14 protein-coding genes are annotated in these 16,703 nt (G+C 60.8%); 9 read left to right on the forward strand and 5 right to left on the reverse strand.

Features of this window, described 5'->3' with window-relative positions; translation table 11 throughout:
• The first annotated feature begins 83 nt into the window (after positions 1 to 83).
• From BLS87_RS22335 to pdxJ, 5 genes are all read left to right on the forward strand, one after another.
• Positions 84 to 461, forward strand: coding sequence for a DUF4845 domain-containing protein (locus BLS87_RS22335; protein ID WP_074755713.1), 378 nt, complete (start codon positions 84 to 86; stop codon positions 459 to 461).
• Positions 458 to 1,147, forward strand: a complete 690-nt coding sequence (gene rnc, locus BLS87_RS22340) for a ribonuclease III (protein WP_074755715.1) — start codon at positions 458 to 460, stop codon at positions 1,145 to 1,147. Before BLS87_RS22335 ends, rnc begins: the two co-directional genes overlap by 4 nt.
• Complete coding sequence (gene era / locus BLS87_RS22345; protein ID WP_074755717.1) at positions 1,140 to 2,042, forward strand: GTPase Era; 903 nt, start codon at positions 1,140 to 1,142, stop codon at positions 2,040 to 2,042. The genes rnc and era overlap by 8 nt, the downstream gene beginning before the upstream one ends.
• Before the next feature lie 159 nt (positions 2,043 to 2,201).
• Positions 2,202 to 2,891, forward strand: a complete 690-nt coding sequence (gene recO / locus BLS87_RS22350; RefSeq protein ID WP_074755719.1) for a DNA repair protein RecO — start codon at positions 2,202 to 2,204, stop codon at positions 2,889 to 2,891.
• A gap of 45 nt (positions 2,892 to 2,936) precedes the next feature.
• Positions 2,937 to 3,683 (forward strand): pyridoxine 5'-phosphate synthase, encoded by a 747-nt coding sequence (pdxJ, locus tag BLS87_RS22355; protein WP_074755721.1) that lies wholly within the window; start codon positions 2,937 to 2,939, stop codon positions 3,681 to 3,683.
• A 285-nt stretch (positions 3,684 to 3,968) separates the two neighbouring features.
• Here pdxJ and cmoB read toward each other — a convergent pair whose 3' ends face one another.
• From cmoB to lon, 4 genes are all read right to left on the reverse strand, one after another.
• Complete coding sequence (cmoB, locus tag BLS87_RS22360; protein ID WP_074755723.1) at positions 3,969 to 4,928, reverse strand: tRNA 5-methoxyuridine(34)/uridine 5-oxyacetic acid(34) synthase CmoB; 960 nt, start codon at positions 4,926 to 4,928, stop codon at positions 3,969 to 3,971.
• Positions 4,925 to 5,668, reverse strand: a complete 744-nt coding sequence (gene cmoA / locus BLS87_RS22365; protein WP_074755725.1) for a carboxy-S-adenosyl-L-methionine synthase CmoA — start codon at positions 5,666 to 5,668, stop codon at positions 4,925 to 4,927. Before cmoA ends, cmoB begins: the two co-directional genes overlap by 4 nt.
• A gap of 90 nt (positions 5,669 to 5,758) precedes the next feature.
• Entirely contained in the window at positions 5,759 to 6,151 is a 393-nt protein-coding gene (locus BLS87_RS22370) for a protease inhibitor I42 family protein (protein ID WP_074755727.1), read from the reverse strand.
• 272 nt (positions 6,152 to 6,423) lie between these two features.
• Positions 6,424 to 8,841, reverse strand: a complete 2,418-nt coding sequence (gene lon, locus BLS87_RS22375) for an endopeptidase La (protein WP_074755729.1) — start codon at positions 8,839 to 8,841, stop codon at positions 6,424 to 6,426.
• Between the two features lie 268 nt (positions 8,842 to 9,109).
• Between lon and BLS87_RS22380 the strand changes: the two genes are divergently transcribed.
• The 4 genes from BLS87_RS22380 to BLS87_RS22395 all read left to right on the forward strand — a co-directional run bounded on the left by BLS87_RS22380 (position 9,110) and on the right by BLS87_RS22395 (position 13,467).
• Positions 9,110 to 9,781 carry a methylamine utilization protein gene (locus tag BLS87_RS22380; RefSeq protein ID WP_074755731.1) on the forward strand — a complete coding sequence of 224 codons (672 nt, stop codon included), beginning with the start codon at positions 9,110 to 9,112 and terminating at the stop codon, positions 9,779 to 9,781.
• On the forward strand, positions 9,778 to 12,132 hold the full coding sequence (locus BLS87_RS22385; protein WP_074755733.1) for a bifunctional diguanylate cyclase/phosphodiesterase: 2,355 nt from the start codon (positions 9,778 to 9,780) through the stop codon (positions 12,130 to 12,132). The genes BLS87_RS22380 and BLS87_RS22385 overlap by 4 nt, the downstream gene beginning before the upstream one ends.
• Positions 12,133 to 12,193: 61 nt before the next feature.
• Entirely contained in the window at positions 12,194 to 13,036 is an 843-nt protein-coding gene (locus BLS87_RS22390) for a DUF3034 family protein (RefSeq protein WP_074755735.1), read from the forward strand.
• Entirely contained in the window at positions 13,036 to 13,467 is a 432-nt protein-coding gene (locus tag BLS87_RS22395) for a group I truncated hemoglobin (protein ID WP_074755737.1), read from the forward strand. The genes BLS87_RS22390 and BLS87_RS22395 overlap by 1 nt, the downstream gene beginning before the upstream one ends.
• 771 nt (positions 13,468 to 14,238) lie before the next feature.
• Here the strand turns inward: BLS87_RS22395 and BLS87_RS22400 are convergent.
• Positions 14,239 to 16,659: a glucose/quinate/shikimate family membrane-bound PQQ-dependent dehydrogenase gene (locus tag BLS87_RS22400; RefSeq protein WP_074755739.1), complete on the reverse strand. Its 2,421-nt coding sequence runs from the start codon at positions 16,657 to 16,659 to the stop codon at positions 14,239 to 14,241.
• Positions 16,660 to 16,703 lie beyond the last annotated feature (44 nt).

A 16,703-nucleotide genomic window follows, 5' to 3' on the forward strand; every position in this document is an offset into this window, starting at 1 on the left:
ACAGCGCCGTATGTCATTTCGGCGGGCTATGCTGCAAGGCTGACCTTGCACGCAGCAGGGAAGGGCTATTCTTGAGGGCACACATGACATCTGCCGGTTCGCAAAAAGGCTTGTCGTTCATTGGGTGGCTGGTGTTGCTGGCTGTCCTTGCATTTGCCGCGAGTACCGCCGCCAAAGTGGTGCCGCATTACCTCGATTACATGTCGATGAAGAAAATCATCGAAGCCGCCGGGACGGACAATGCCGCAGAAATCAACACGACCAGGGATTTCTACGACTACGTTGCCAAAGGCATGCAGGTCAATAACATTCGGGATTTGGATTTGAACAAGGCGTTAAGTGTGACGACGGAGAACAACAGGTTCCTCGCCCATTTGAAATACGAGAATCGTGAGCCACTGATCCAGAACATCGATCTGGTGGTCAAGTTCGACCACGAATTCAGCGTGGGTAAACCGTGAGCGTGTCATTGAGTCGCCTGGAGCGTCAGCTCGGCTACACCTTCAAGGATCAGGAACTGATGGTCCTGGCCTTGACCCACCGTAGTTTTGCCGGCCGCAACAATGAGCGCCTGGAATTCCTCGGTGATGCCATCCTCAACTTTGTGGCAGGCGAGGCGCTGTTCGAGCGTTTCCCTCAGGCCCGTGAAGGTCAGCTGTCGCGTTTGCGCGCCCGGCTGGTGAAGGGTGAAACCCTCGCGCTGCTGGCCCGTGGTTTCGACCTGGGTGAGTACCTGCGACTGGGCTCCGGTGAGCTCAAGAGCGGGGGCTTTCGTCGTGAATCGATTCTGGCGGATGCGCTCGAAGCGCTGATTGGCGCGATCTATCTGGATTCCGGCATGGAGATGGCGCGTGAGCGCGTTCTCGCCTGGCTGGCCAGCGAGTTCGAGACCCTGACGCTGGTCGACACCAACAAGGACCCGAAAACCCGACTGCAGGAATTCCTTCAGTCCCGCGCCTGTGAATTGCCCCGCTACGAAGTGGTGGACATTCAGGGCGAACCGCATTGCCGAACGTTTTTCGTCGAATGCGAGATCACCTTATTGAACGAGAAAAGCCGGGGACAAGGTGTCAGCCGTCGCATCGCCGAACAGGTAGCCGCGGCCGCAGCCCTCATCGCCCTGGGTGTGGAGAACGGCAATGACTGATTCAACTGCAACACGCTGTGGCTATGTCGCCATCGTCGGCCGGCCAAACGTGGGCAAGTCGACGCTGTTGAACCACATTCTCGGCCAGAAACTCGCGATCACGTCGCGCAAGCCGCAAACCACCCGTCACAACATGCTGGGCATCAAGACCGAAGGCGCCGTTCAGGCGATCTACGTCGACACTCCCGGCATGCACAAGGGCAGTGACAAGGCGCTCAACCGCTACATGAACAAGACTGCCTCGGCGGCGTTGAAAGACGTCGACGTGGTGATCTTCGTGGTGGATCGCACCAAGTGGACCGACGAAGACCAGATGGTGCTGGAGCGTGTGCAGTACGTGACCGGCCCGCTGATCGTCGCACTGAACAAGACTGACCGCATCGAGGACAAGGCCGACCTGATGCCGCATTTGTCCTGGTTGCAGGAACAACTGCCAAACGCGCAGATCATTCCGATTTCGGCGCAGCAGGGTCATAACCTGGAAGCGCTGGAGAAGGTGATTGCCGAGCATCTGCCCGAGAACGATCACTTCTTCCCGGAAGACCAGATCACCGACCGCAGCAGCCGTTTCCTCGCCGCTGAACTGGTTCGCGAAAAGATCATGCGCCAGCTGGGTGCCGAGCTTCCGTACCAGATCACCGTCGAAATCGAAGAGTTCAAGCAGCAGGGCAAGACCCTGCACATTCATGCGTTGATTCTCGTCGAGCGTGACGGCCAGAAAAAAATCATCATTGGCGACAAGGGCGAGCGCATCAAGCGCATCGGTTCCGATGCGCGCCGCGACATGGAAGTGCTGTTCGATTCCAAGGTCATGCTCAACCTGTGGGTGAAGGTCAAGGGCGGCTGGTCCGATGATGAACGTGCCTTGCGTTCTCTGGGTTACGGCGACCTCTAAGACTGGCTGTAAACCGATTCACTGTGGGAGCGAGCGTGCTCGCGAATGAGATGTAGCATTCAGCATTGATGTTGACTGATACACCGCTTTCGCGAGCACGCTCGCTCCCACAGTGGTTTTAGATTGCCTGTCAGACCGCGTTCTTTCATTGAGATAGCAATGTCGCAAACCCTTCCCGCCAGCCAACTCGCCTATGTGTTGCACAGTCGGCCCTATCGCGAGAACAGCGCGTTGGTTGATTTCCTCACCCCTCAGGGCCGGCTGCGTGCCGTGCTGCGCAGTGCGCGGGGCAAGGCCGGGTCGCTGGCGCGGCCGTTCGTGCCGCTGGATGTGGAATTTCGGGGGCGGGGAGAGCTGAAAAACGTCGGGCGCATGGAAGGCTCGGGCATTGCCGCCTGGCTGGAAGGCGAGGCGTTGTTCAGCGGCCTGTACCTCAACGAATTGTTGATTCGCCTGCTGCCGGCCGAAGATCCTCATCCGGGCGTGTTCGATCACTATGCGGCCACGCTGGTGGCGCTGGCCGAAGGACGCGCGCTGGAGCCGTTGTTGCGTTCGTTCGAGTGGCGTCTGCTGGACGACCTGGGTTACGGTTTTGCCCTGGATGCGGACATCAATGGCGATCCGTTGGCCAGCGATGGCATGTATCGCCTGCAGGTGGACGCCGGGCTTGAGCGGGTGTATCTGTTTCAGCCCGGATTGTTTCAGGGCGTCGAGTTGCTGGCGATGTCCGAAGCGGACTGGAGTGCGCCGGGCGCACTGTCTGCGGCCAAGCGTCTGATGCGTCAGGCGTTGGCGGTGCACCTGGGCGGTCGCCCTCTGGTGAGCCGTGAATTGTTTCGTAAGCCCTAGTCAGGCCGTCGTGTGCCTGACCGATCAAGTTTTCAGGAGAACACAGTGACCCACAGCACCCGCATTCTGCTCGGCGTGAACATCGACCACGTGGCGACGCTGCGACAGGCCCGTGGCACCCGTTACCCCGACCCGGTGAAGGCTGCGCTTGACGCCGAAGAGGCGGGCGCCGATGGCATCACCGTGCACCTGCGCGAAGACCGCCGCCACATTCAGGAGCGCGATGTGCTGCTGCTCAAGGATGTGCTGCAGACGCGTATGAACTTCGAGATGGGCGTGACCGAAGAGATGATGGCGTTTGCCGAGCGTATTCGTCCGGCGCATATCTGCCTGGTTCCGGAAACCCGGCAGGAACTGACCACTGAGGGCGGCCTTGATGTCGCGGGTCAGGAAGCGCGTATCAAGGCCGCGGTAGAACGCCTGTCCGCGATGGGCAGCGAGGTGTCGCTGTTCATCGACGCGGACGAGCGTCAGATCGAGGCCTCGGCGCGCGTTGGAGCGCCAGCCATTGAATTGCACACCGGCCGTTACGCCGATGCCGAAACACCGACCGCAGTCGCCGAAGAACTGAAGCGAGTGGCCGACGGTGTGGCGTTCGGTCTGGCGCAGGGCTTGATCGTCAATGCAGGCCACGGTCTGCATTACCACAACGTCGAGGCTGTAGCTGCGATCAAGGGTATTAACGAGCTGAACATCGGCCACGCGCTCGTGGCCCACGCGTTGTTCGTGGGCTTCAAATCAGCGGTGTCGGAGATGAAGGCGCTGATTCTGGCGGCAGCTGCGAAGGCCTGATAACAGCACTCGCGAAGGTCAGCTATCTAAATACTGGCTGACGCACCGCGATACCTTGTAGAAGCGCGCTTGCCCGCGATGGCGGTGTGTCAGGAAAATTTTCATCCACTGACAGAATGCATTCGCGGGCAAGCGCGCTCCTACGGTTGATCTGTGTGTAGCGAGTAAAGTGATCCTTCCCACGCTCCGCGTTGGAATGCAGCTTAGGACGCTCTGCGTCCCCGGCGTGACGCGGAGTCCATCGAGGCATTCCCACGCGGAGCGCGGGAACGATCATGTGCAGCTTCAGGCTTTGCGACCGACAATCACCGCACGCCGTGGCGCAGGCAGGCCTTCCACCGTCTTGCTGTGGTCATTCGGATCGAGGAAGTCGCTCAGCGACTGGTAACGCATCCACTCGGTGCCCCGCTGTTCCTCAACGGTCGTGGTGCTCACGTCCACGCAGCGCACATCCACGAAACCGGCACGGCGCAGCCACAGTTCCAGTGCAGGCACCGACGGCAGGAACCACACGTTGCGCATCTGCGAATAGCGGTCCTCCGGCACCAGCACTTGATGCACATCGCCGTCGACCACCATGGTTTCCAGGACCAGTTCGCCGCCTTTGACCAGGCAATCTTTCAGCGCCAGCAAGTGATCGATGGGTGATTTGCGGTGGTACAGCACGCCCATGGAAAACACGGTGTCAAACCCTTCCAGCCGAGCAGGCAAGTCTTCCAGCGTGAAGGGCAGGTGCCACGCGGGTAAATCCGGCAAGTAGCGTTGCATGGCCTGGAACTGGCAGAAAAACAGCCAGTTCGGGTCGACGCCGATCACGCTGTCAGCGCCGGCGCCGAGCATGCGCCATTGGTAATAGCCGTTGCCGCACCCCACATCCAGAACGCGTTTGCCGACCAGGTCCAGGTGCGGTGAAACCCGCGTCCATTTCCAGTCCGACCGCCATTCGGTGTCGACGTGCACGCCAAACACATCGAACGGCCCTTTGCGCCAAGGCGACAGTCCCATCAGCGCGGCACGGGTTTGTTCGCGGGTGGCATCGTCGCAGTCGGCATCGAGGATGAAATCATCCTTGAGTTCGACGCGGGTTGGCAGCAACGCTGGCAGCGCATTCAATGCACCTTGCCAACGCTCCAGGTCACCGTGACCTTTTTCCATCTTCGCGTCGAGTTGCGCCTGCAGGCCTTGGGCCCAGGCATACAGCGGTGTGCCCGCCAGACGGCGGACCAGTGGGGCTAAATCAATCATGGCAGGGCAATCAGAGAGGCGAAATTAAGGCACTGGAACCACGGCACGACTTTGGAAAAGCCCGCCGAGAGCAGGCGTTCGCGGTGCTGTTCAAGGCTGTCGGGTTTCATCACGTTTTCGATGGCACTGCGTTTCTGGGCGATTTCCAGTTCGCTGTAGCCATTGGCGCGTTTGAAGGCGACGTGCAGGTCGGTGAGCAGGGCGTGCTCCTCGGTGTCGTCGAAACGCAGTTTCTCGGACAGGATCAACGCGCCGCCCGGCAACAGAGAGTGGCGAATACGCCCGAGCAATGCCAGGCGCTGATCGGGTGCAATGAATTGCAGCGTGAAGTTCAGTGCGACGACCGAGGCGGGCTGGAACTCAAGGGCGAGAATGTCGCCTTCGATGACGTCTACCGGCAGTAATTCCTGGAACATCGAGTCCTGCGCGTTCAGGTACTCGCGGCAGCGCTCGACCATCGCGGCCGAGTTGTCGATGGCGATCACCCGACAATCTTCAGTGCGCACATGGCGACGCAAGGCTTGGGTCACCGCGCCCAGAGAACTGCCAAGGTCGTACAGCACGCTGTGGGGCTGCGCAAACTGCGCCGCGAGCACGCCGAGGTTTTCGACAATGGTCGGATAACCCGGCACCGAGCGCTTGATCATGTCCGGGAACACACGCACCACGTCCTCGTTGAAGGCGAAGTCAGGCACTTGGGCCAGCGGCTGGGCGAAAATGCGGTCGGGTTCTTGGCTCACGGCGGTTCCGGGGATGAGGCGAAAAGTGCGGCATTTTAGCCAATTGTGGCGTCAGGCCGAAACCTCATCTCATCGTTCGGGCGATTGGCCTCAATTCACTGTGATCGCACAGTCAAACGTGCGCTCGGGGCGGACTTCCGGCGCCCACGGTTGTTGATAGACCATCATCAGATGACCCGTGCCGGCGTTGGCGGCCTTGTAGCGCCAGACCGACTGGCCTTCGGTGCCGACCATGCCCACGTCTTCCGGGGTGTTGAACACTTCCGGGCCCATGGCATTGAGGATCGACGGCGCGGGGTTCTGCATCAGCCAGCGGTGCCCGGTGGTGGGGTTGCTGGGGAGCATCAGCATCAGGGTCTGGCCGGTCTTGAGGGTGATCGGACAGTCTTTCTGATCGTCGAGGGACACGATCTGTTTCGGTTGCTGGGCGCAGGCGGCCAACAGGGCAAGGCTCAGCGGAACGAGCAGGCGGGCAGGGGTCATGGAGGCTCCGGTCGTGGGCAACGTGAGGGGAGCATAACCGAAGAGAATGGGTTTTTGAGCGATCTGGATTTTGATTCTGCCCGGAGGGCGTGGGAGCGTGGCTTGTCCCGCGATCGGCGACGCAGTCGTCGTAAATCCTGACACTGCAGTGGGTTCAGGCACACCGCAGTGTCAGGTTTGCTGCTGCTGCGCAGCAGATCGCGGGACAAGCCGCGCTCCTACGCCTTTCGGCAGAGGCAGCCCGAGGGCTGCATCAGTCTTCGGCATGGGCTTTAGAACAAAATCTTCGCCACGTCCGAGAAGCGCTTGGCGAAGTGCACGGTGATGCCTTCTTTCAGGTAGTCCGGCAGTTCGTCGAAGTTGCCACGGTTCGGTTCCGGCAGGATCAGTTCGAAAATCTTCTGCCGACGGGCTGCAATGACCTTCTCGCGCACGCCACCAATGGGCAGCACGTGACCGGTGAGCGTCAGCTCGCCGGTCATCGCCACGCCTTTCTTCGGCGCCTGATTACGCGCCAGAGAGAGCAGGGCGCTGGCCATGGTCACGCCTGCGCTCGGACCGTCCTTCGGTGTAGCACCTTCCGGCACGTGCAGGTGCACGAACGCTTCGTCGAAGAAACCCTTGTCGCCGCCAAACTTCGCCAGATTGGAGCTGACGTAGCTGTAGGCGATTTCCGCGGACTCCTTCATCACATCGCCCAGTTGCCCCGTGAGTTTGAAGCCACGGTTATGGGTGTGAATGCGCGTCGCTTCGATCGGCAGTGTCGCGCCGCCCATGCTGGTCCAGGCAAGCCCTGTGATCACGCCCGTTCCCGACAGCACTTGTTCGTTGCGGAACACCGGATGGCCCAGTGAGCTTTCCAGGTCTTTGGGCCCCAGTTTGATGACGGCTTTCGGGTCGTCGATCAGCTTCATGACCGCTTTGCGCACCAGTTTGCCCAGCTGCTTCTCCAGTTGACGCACCCCGGCCTCGCGGGCGTAGCCGTCGATCAAGGCTTTGAGCGCACTGTCGCTGATGCTCAGGCTGCCCTTCGAGACGCCGGCTTTTTCCAGCAGTTTCGGCCACAAGTGGCGTTTGGCAATGGCGACTTTTTCTTCGGTGATGTAACCCGACAGACGAATCACTTCCATCCGGTCCAGCAGCGGGCCGGGGATGGAGTCGAGGGTGTTGGCGGTGCACACGAACAGGACTTTCGACAGGTCCATCCGCAGGTCCAGGTAGTGGTCGAGGAATTCGACGTTCTGCTCCGGATCCAGGGTTTCCAGCAGCGCCGAGGCCGGGTCGCCCTGGTAGCTCTGGCCCATCTTGTCGATTTCGTCGAGCATGATGACCGGGTTCATGACCTCGACGTCTTTCAACGCCTGCACCAGTTTGCCCGGCTGTGCGCCGATGTAGGTTCGACGATGGCCCTTGATCTCAGCCTCGTCACGCATGCCGCCGACGCTGAAACGGTAGAACGGCCGGCCCAGGGATTCAGCAATGGATTTGCCGACGCTGGTCTTGCCCACACCCGGCGGACCCACCAGCAGTACGATCGAACCACTGATTTCGCCCTTGTAGGCACCGACCGCAAGGAACTCGAGGATGCGGTCCTTGATGTCGTCGAGGCCCGCGTGGTGTTTATCGAGCACCTTGCGCGCGTGCTTGAGGTCGAGCTTGTCTTCGCCGTAAATGCCCCACGGCACCGAGGTCGCCCAATCCAGGTAGTTACGGGTCACTGCGTATTCCGGCGAGCCGGTTTCGAGGATCGACAGCTTGTTCATTTCCTCGTCGAGGCGCTTTTGCACCTGCGCGGGCAGGACTTTGCCTTCCAGGCGCTGCTCGAACTGTTCGATGTCGGCGCTGCGATCGTCTTTGGTCAGGCCCAGCTCTTGCTGAATGACCTTGAGTTGTTCCTTGAGGAAGAATTCGCGCTGGTGCTCGCCGATCTTGCGGTTAACCTCCGCAGAAATTTCTTTCTGCAGGCGCGCAACTTCGACTTCCTTGCGCAGCATCGGCAGGACTTTCTCCATGCGCTTGAGCACGGGCACGCAATCGAGCACTTCCTGCAGCTCAACGCCGGTGGCGGAGGTCAGGGCGGCGGCGAAGTCGGTGAGAGGCGATGGATCGTTGGGGCTGAAGCGGTTGAGGTAGTTCTTCAGCTCTTCGCTGTACAGCGGGTTGAGCGGCAGCAGTTCCTTGATCGCGTTGATCAGGGCCATGCCGTACGCCTTGACCTCATCGGTCGGCTCGTTCGGCTGGTGCGGGTATTCGACTTCCACCAGGAACGGCGGGCGATGGTGTTTGAGCCAGGTCTTGATGCGCACACGGCTCAGGCCCTGGGCGACGAATTGCAACTTGCCGTTTTCGCGACTGGCGTGATGCACCTTCACCAGCGTGCCGTACTCGGGCAGCGCCTTGGTGTCGAAATGGCGCGGGTCGTCGGGCGGCGTGTCCATGAAGAACAGCGCCAGGGAGTGGTGATCGGATTTACTCACCAGCTCCAGTGTTTCGGCCCAGGGCTCTTCGTTGACGATGACCGGCAGGACTTGTGCCGGGAAGAAAGGGCGGTTGTGGATCGGAATGATGTAGACCTGGTCTGGCAGGTTCTGGCCGGGCAGGGCGAGGCTTTTTCGGTCCGAACCGATCACTTCGTGTTCGTGATCGTCGTCGTGGTGCGGATGGGAGGAGTCTGATTGCTGGTCGCTCATGGGGCACCTGCATAAATGGAGATGAGGCTTAGATGGGGCAGTCGCCCTCAGGTTTCAATAGCCGCGGTCGATAGCTTTGAATATGGACGTCGATTAAAAAAATGATTGTGACTTTGTGCCTTTCGTCGGTCATCAATGCGTGATGGCTTTGTGCCTGCTTTTAATGCGTGATCTTCCGCTCCCGGGCGGTTAATCTCGTCAGGACACCGCAATAAACTGCCAGGGCCGGCGCTGTGTTTTCCCGACCATGCCGTTCTGGACCCTCTGTATGACCCACGTTGTCTCTTCATTACTGTTAGCCGCCTGCGTTTTGTTCAGCGCCGTTGCCAGCGCCGCGACGCTGACCGCCGAGTTTTTCGACACGAACGGCAAGCCGTTGACCGACGCCGTGCTGACGCTTCAGGGGCCGGCCGGCAAACCGGATCTGGCGCCCAAGGCGGATATGGATCAGCGCGATCAGCGCTTCGCTCCGCATGTGCTTGCCGTGCGGACCGGCACACAGATCAAGTTCCCGAACAGCGACGACATTCGCCATCAGGTCTACTCTTTTTCTCCGGCCAAGCGCTTCGAATTGCGTCTGTATGGCGGCACGCCGTCGGATCCCGTGCTGTTCGACAAGCCCGGCGTGGTGGTGTTGGGCTGCAATATTCACGACTGGATGCTGGGCTATGTCTATGTGACCGACGATCCCTGGTTTGGCGTGAGCAACGACAAAGGCACGCTGACCTTAGACCAAATGCCGGCAGGCCACTATGTGGCGACGCTGTGGCATCCACAGGCGCTTGATCTGCAGCCTGTGCCAGGAGGCGAAATCGACATTCCGGCCGCGGGCCTGCACCAGCGCTTTAGCGTTGCCGTGCAACCCAAGGGTGACGACATGCCTGCAGCGCCGCCGTCCAGTGCGTTTGGCGATGCCTTTCATAAAGCTGCCCATGAATGAAACTACGAATTAGTTTTCAGGCACGCATTGCCGGCGTGTTGATCCTGCTGATGTTGATCGTGGTCGGTGCGGTGTTCGTGGCTGTCAGGGCCGCGACGCAGGATGCGGTGCGCAAACAGGCCCAGGCTCAACTGGAAGTCGGTACTCGCGTTTTTGAAGGACTGCTCGAAATGCGCGGTAAGCGGCTGCGCGATGCGGTGCAACTGCTCTCGACCGATTTTGGTTTTCGCGATGCGGTGGCGTCGGCGGACTCGGCGACCATCCGTTCGGTGCTGCTCAACCATGGCGCGCGCATCAGTGCCAATGACATGTTTTTGCTTGGCATGGACGGCAAAGTGCTCTCGAGCACGGTCGAGCAGATTCCTGAAGGCTCGCCGTTTCCCTACACCCAGGCACTGCGTGACCTGAAGGCCCACAATCAGTCGATGCTGATCGTGCCCTTGCAGGGCAAACCGCACTTGCTGGTCGAGAGTACGGTGCTGGCGCCGTTGCCGATTGCGCGGGTGGTCATGGGTTTCAGCATGGACGACGACCTGGCGCAGGAGCTGCGTTCGCTCAGTGGCTTGCAGGTTTCGTTTCTGTCGGTGGTGCATCAGTTGCCGGGGCAGATCATCAGTACCCAACCGCAGCCTTTGTACGAGAGCTTGCGCGGGGTGATGCTGAGCCCGGCCAACGATCAGATGCAGATGACCGAACACGGCGATCAGAGCTTTCTGAGCAAACGTCTGAGCCTGGGAAGCACCGGCGATGGCGCGGGCGATCAGGTCGTGGCGTTGCTGCAGAGTCCGCTCGATCAAGCGATGCAGGCGTTCGCGCCGCTGGATGAAAAACTGTTCTGGATCACGCTGGCAGCCTTGGCGGGCTCGTTGATCGGCACGTTGTTGCTGGCACGCAGTGTCTCGCTGCCAGTGCGCGCGCTGGCGATGGCCGCCGAGCGTATCGGCGAAGGTGATTACGGTACGCCGGTAAAGCTTGAGCGCAGCGATGAGCTGGGGTTGTTGGCAGGCGCGATCAATTCGATGCAGAGCGGGATTGCCGAGCGCGAGCAGCAACTGGCGCACAACGCGCTGCACGATGGCCTCACAGGGCTGCCCAACCGCGCGTTGGTGATGGAGCGTCTGGGCAGTGCGGTCTCGGCACAACGCCCCGTGGCGCTGCTGTACCTGGGGATCGATAACTTTCGCGCCATCAACGACAGCATCGGCCCTGAAGGCGTCGAGCAGCTGTTGCAGGTTATCGGCGAGCAACTGCAGCTGCCCATGCGGCCCGGCGATACCGTGGCACGTTTGTCAGGTAACGAATTTCTGTTGCTGATCCACAACGCCGAGACCGATAGCGCAGTCGCCGTGGCTGACCGTTTGCAACGCTTGCTGCTCAAACCTCAGCGCATTGGCGATCACGATCTGGCGCTGGATGCCAGCATCGGCATCGCGGTGTACCCGGCCAGCGGTGATTCGCCTTCGGAACTGCTCAAGCGCGCCGGCATCGCTCGTCAAGACGCGGCACAGTTGCCGGGGCGTCTGCAGGTCTACGAAGACGGTCGTGACCTGGCGCATCAGCGTCAGATCAGCCTGATTCGCGACCTTCGCCATGCCGCGCGCAATGGCGAGTTGACGCTGCAGTACCAGCCCAAACTCGACATTCGCAACGGCCGGGTGCGCCAGGCAGAAGCCCTGTTGCGCTGGCAGCATCCACAGTTCGGGAGCGTCTCGCCCGCGGAATTCATCGTGCTCGCGGAGCGCACCGGCAGCATCCAGATTCTTACCCGTTGGGTCATTGAGGAGGCGATGCGCCAGGTGGCCGAATGGGCGCGTCGTGGCCTGCATGTTCAAGTGTCAGTGAACATCTCCGCAGACGACCTGCTCAGCGAAGACCTCGCTGAGCGCGTGTCGAATCTGCTCAAGTTGTATCGCGTTCCGGCCGAGCAACTGGTATTCGAGATCACTGAAAGCGCTGTGATGCGCGAGCCCGAGCACGCGCTGAAGGTGTTGAACCGGCTGCGAGAGTGTGGCATCAGCCTGTCGGTCGACGACTTCGGTACGGGGTATTCCTCTCTGGCGCATTTGAAGCGGTTGCCGGTGCAGGAGCTGAAGATCGATCAGTCGTTCGTGCGTAATCTGGATGAAACCAGTGAAGACGCGGTGATCGTTCGCTCCACGATCGAAATGAGCCATAACCTGGGCCTCAAGGTCGTGGCGGAGGGTGTCGAATACGCCCACAGCTTGCGTTTACTGGAACGTTGGCACTGCGATACCGCGCAGGGCTATCTGATCAGCCGACCGCTGACCGCGGTGGCGTTCGAGGCATGGATCGCCAAGTCTCATACCTCAACCAGCATGCTGGTTCACTGATTGGTTCACGTTTATGGCACGTAGTCTCTCGGCTGTTTTCAGCCCTGTGGTGTTGGCAAGTATGGTGGGCGGGTGCGTGAGCGCGACGGCGCCTTTTGTTGAAGCCGATCAGGGACGTCTGATCGCGACCGGTGGCGCCAGCAGCATTGAAGGCGGCGCCGGGGGCGGGATCATTCCGTGGGCGGTGCTGGCCGGTTATGGCGAGCAAGGCGAGTGGGGCGCGAACGTGTTTGCGACCCACATCAATCTGCCGGACTACACGCTGGATGTGGCAGGGATGGCGGCTTCTTACGGCAATCGCGTGGAAGTCTCCTACGCGCATCAGCGCTTTGATCTGGGCTCGCTGGTCCACACGCTGAGCCTGCCTGAGGACAACCTCACGCAGGATATTTTTGGGGTCAAGGTGCGCCTGTTTGGCGACCTGATCTACGACCAGCTCCCGCAAGTCTCCTTGGGGCTGGAATACAAACATCAGAACGATTTCCTGATCCCGAGCCTCGTGGGTGCTCGGCGCGACTCGGACGTGGAGGGTTACCTCACGGCCAGCCGTTTGTTCATGGGTGCCGCATTTGGCTACAACGTGGTGGTCAACGGCGGGGTGCGTTACAGCCGGGCCAACGAAACGGGGCTGTTGGGTTTTGGCGGCGATCGCCGTGACACACGCAGCGTCTTGAAGGAAGGGTCGGTGGCGCTGTTGTTCAACCCGCGTTGGGCGGTCGGCGTCGAGTATCGGGAGAAGCCGGATAACCTCTCATTTGCTGGCGAAAGCGATTGGGCTGACATGTTTGTCGGCTGGTTCCCCAATAAGCATGTTTCGGTTGTATTGGCCTACGCACGCCTCGGCGAAATCGCGACGCTGGATAATCAGAACGGCACGTATCTGTCGGTTCAGGGGAGCTTCTGATGAAGCGAGCGTTGCAGTGGATGGGCGTTTTGAGCCTTGCGTTGCTGGTGGGCTGTGCGCAGCAACCGCCGAAGGATGACAGCCTGTATCACGCCTTGGGCGAGCGTCCGGGAATTCAGAAAATTGTCGAAGGCATGTTGTTGCACATCGCGAAGGATGACCGCATCTACAAGTACTTCGCCAAGGTCGACATCGTCAGAGTGCGCGACAAGTTGGTGGACAAGTTTTGCGTCGAAGCCGGCGGTCCTTGTACGTACACAGGCGACACGCTGGAGGAGGCACACAAGGGCATGAACCTGAGTCGTAGCGACTTCAACGCACTGGTTGAAAACCTCATCGACTCCATGGACGACCAGCATATTCCGGTGTCAACCCAGAACCGGTTGATCGCAAGATTGGCGCCCCAGCGCGGGGAAGTGATCGAGAAGTAACCCGTTGTCCTTGGATTCCGTTGCTGTTCAGGCGACACGGTTTTACTGACGCACCGCATGCACCGGTCTTACTGCCGGTTCCCGGCAGATCGCGGGCAAGCGCGCTCCTACGCCCTACGGGCAGAGGCTGATCGTAGAAGGATCACGGCTTTTGATTCTGGCCGGAGGCCGTAGGAGCGTGGCTTGTCCCGCGATCTAGCGCGCAGCGGTAGCAAAATCAGGCGACTCGGTTGTACTGACACACCGCATGCACAGGTTTTACTGCCGGTTCCCGGCAGATCGCGGGCAAGGTGGAACGCCACCCCGGTCGCTCCTACGCCCTCCGGGCAGAAGCGAGGTTGTGCCAGTCACACCGCACGCACCGGTCCTGCTGCCGGTTCCCGGCAGATCGCGGGACAAGCCACGCTCCTACGCCCTGCGGGCAGAGGCTGATCGTAGAAGGATCACGGCTTTTGATTCTGGCCGGAGGCCGTAGGAGCGTGGCTTGTCCCCCGATCTAGCGCGCAGCGGTAGCAAAAACAGGCGACTCGGTTGTCCTGACACGCCGAATGCACAGGTTTTACTGCCGGTTCCCGGCAGATCGCGGAACAAGCCACGCTCCTACGCGCCGAGGGCAGAGGCGATGCGGTGTTTGGCGTCATGTGCACGTCCTACGGGCAGAAGCGCGTCGAGGTGAGGGCAGGCGGTGAGGATCGGGACACAAAAAAGGCGGTCATCCCGGGATGACCGCCTTTCTTTTTACTGCATCACTTCATGCCTTGCCGGGCTGAATCACTCCGGCAGTTTGTAGGCAATGATGTAGTCGCCCATCCGGGTGCCCAGCGAGCCGTGGCCGCCGGCGACGATCAGCACGTATTGCTTGCCGTCCTTGCCGGTGTAGGTCATCGGGGTCGCCTGACCGCCTGCTGGCAGACGTCCGGCGAACAGCTCTTTACCGGTTTTCACGTCATAGGCACGCAGGTACTGGTCCAGGGTGCCGGCCAGGAAGCCAACGCCACCCGCCGTTACCATCGAACCGCCCATGCTCGGTACGCCGACCGGCAGGCCGATTGGCACTGGCGTGTTGTCGCGGGTGGTGCCGTTCTTGTGTTTCCAGATCACCTGATTGGTGGTCAGGTCGACAGCCGCCACGTTACCCCACGATGGGGCTTGGCACGGGATGCCGATCTGCGACATCAATGGGTGCATGATCACCGCATACGGCGCGCCGGTGTTCGGCTGTACGCCGCTGGTTTCGCTTTCACGCTTGCTGCCGGCTTCCACTTTGGCGCGTGGCACCAGCTTGGAAACGAAGGCCATGTAGTTCGGGCTGGTGAACATCAATTGACGAACCGGATCGACCGACACGGCGCCCCAGTTGAACACACCGACGTTGCCCGGGTAGATGATGCTGCCCTGTTCCGACGGCGGCGTGTACTGACCTTCGTAACGCAGTTCCTTGAACTGGATGCGGCACAGCATCTGGTCGAACGCGGTGGCGCCCCACATGGACTTTTCGGTCAGCTCAGGTGGCAGCATGTTCAGCTGCGAGCGGGCCTGAGTCGGCGACGTGTGGTCGCCTTGCGCAGCACCGGTCGGCGCCGGGACTTCGTCGATCGGTACGATCGGCGTGCCGTCGCGACGGTCCAGCACGTACAGGCTGCCTTGCTTGGTCGGTTGAATCACGGCCGGCTTCACGCCGTCCTTGGTTTTCAGGTTGATCAGCGTTGGCTGGCTCGGTACGTCCATGTCCCACAGGTCATGGTGAGTGAACTGGTAATTCCAGCGCACCTTGCCGGTGTTGACGTCCAGTGCGACCAGGCCGGCACTGAATTTCTCGGCGCCAGGGGTACGGTCGCCGCCGTACTGGTCAGGCATCTGGTTGCCCAGAGGCAGGAACACCAGGCCCAGTTTTTCGTCGACACTGGCCAGCGACCACATGTTCGGCGCGTTGCGCGAGTAGAACTGGTCGGCAGCGATGGGCGCGGTGGCGTCCGGGTTGTTCGGGTCCCAGTTCCAGACCAGCTTGCCGTCGTGCACGTCGTAGGCACGGATCACGCCCGATGGCTCGTTGGTCGACTCGTTGTCGGTCACGTGGCCGCCGATGATGATCAGGTTACGCGTGATCGCGGCAGGGGAGGTGGAGTAGTAACCACCGGCCGTGAAGGGACCGATGTTGGCGCGCAGATCGATCGCACCTTTATTGGCGAAGTCTTCGCAGACTTTACCGGTGTCGGCGTTCAGCGCGATCAGGCGCGCATCGGCGGTCGGCAGGTACAGACGACGTGGGCACGAAGCAGCGATGGCAGTACCCGCTGGCGACAGTGCGGCAGCCGGTGCGCCAACGTCTGATTTCGCGTAGGCGTTTTCGTCGTAGTACGAGACGCCACGGCAGGTCATGTGCGCCCAGCCGGTGAAGTTCTTCGCACCTTCCTTGGAGATCTGCGGGTCGTACGACCAGATCGTCTTGCCGGTGTCAGGGTCCAGCGCCAGCACCTTGCTGTGAGGTGTGCAGGCGTAAACCATGCCGTTCACCTTGAGCGGGGTGTTTTCGTTGGTCAGCTCGACCGGGTCTTCCGCCGTTGGCAGGTCGCCGGTGCGGACGCGCCAGGCTTCCTGCAGCTTGCCGACGTTTTCCGGGGTGATCTGCTTCAGCGGCGAGTAACGGTTGCCGTGCTCGGAACGGCCGTACGCCTGCCAGTCGCCATCGGGCATGGGCTGCGGATCGTAGGCCACGCCTGCGTCGTCACGGTCCAGCGTGCCTTTGATTTCACCCGGGCTGGTGAACTGGCTGGCCAGTGCAGTCAGACCGGCCAGCACCACGGCGATGCTCAGTGCAACGGTCGGCATGCCGCCTGGCTGGCCACGCAGCAGAGGGCGACGGAACCATGGCAGCAGCATGACAATGCCGAGTACGAACCACAGCGACAGACGTGGCACCAACTGCCACCAGTCAAGGCCGACTTCCCAGAGCGCCCAGACCGTGCTCGCGAACAGCACCAGCGCAAACAGACCCAAGGCCGAACGACGGCCCATGATCAGCAACACGCCGGTGATGACGAAACCGATACCGGTCAGCAGGTAGTACAGCGACCCGCCCAGCGTCAGCAGTTTGATACCCCCGGCCAACAAGGCCAGGCCCATCACAAGAATCACCAGCCCGAGCAAGCTCGGCAGCAGGCGACCCTTACTGAAAGCACCGTCAGTGCTCATAGTGTCGTACTCCGTAACGATTAAGTGGTTGACGCTTTGTTCTT

This window comes from Pseudomonas abietaniphila (assembly GCF_900100795.1).
In the GTDB taxonomy this organism is placed as follows: domain Bacteria; phylum Pseudomonadota; class Gammaproteobacteria; order Pseudomonadales; family Pseudomonadaceae; genus Aquipseudomonas; species Aquipseudomonas abietaniphila.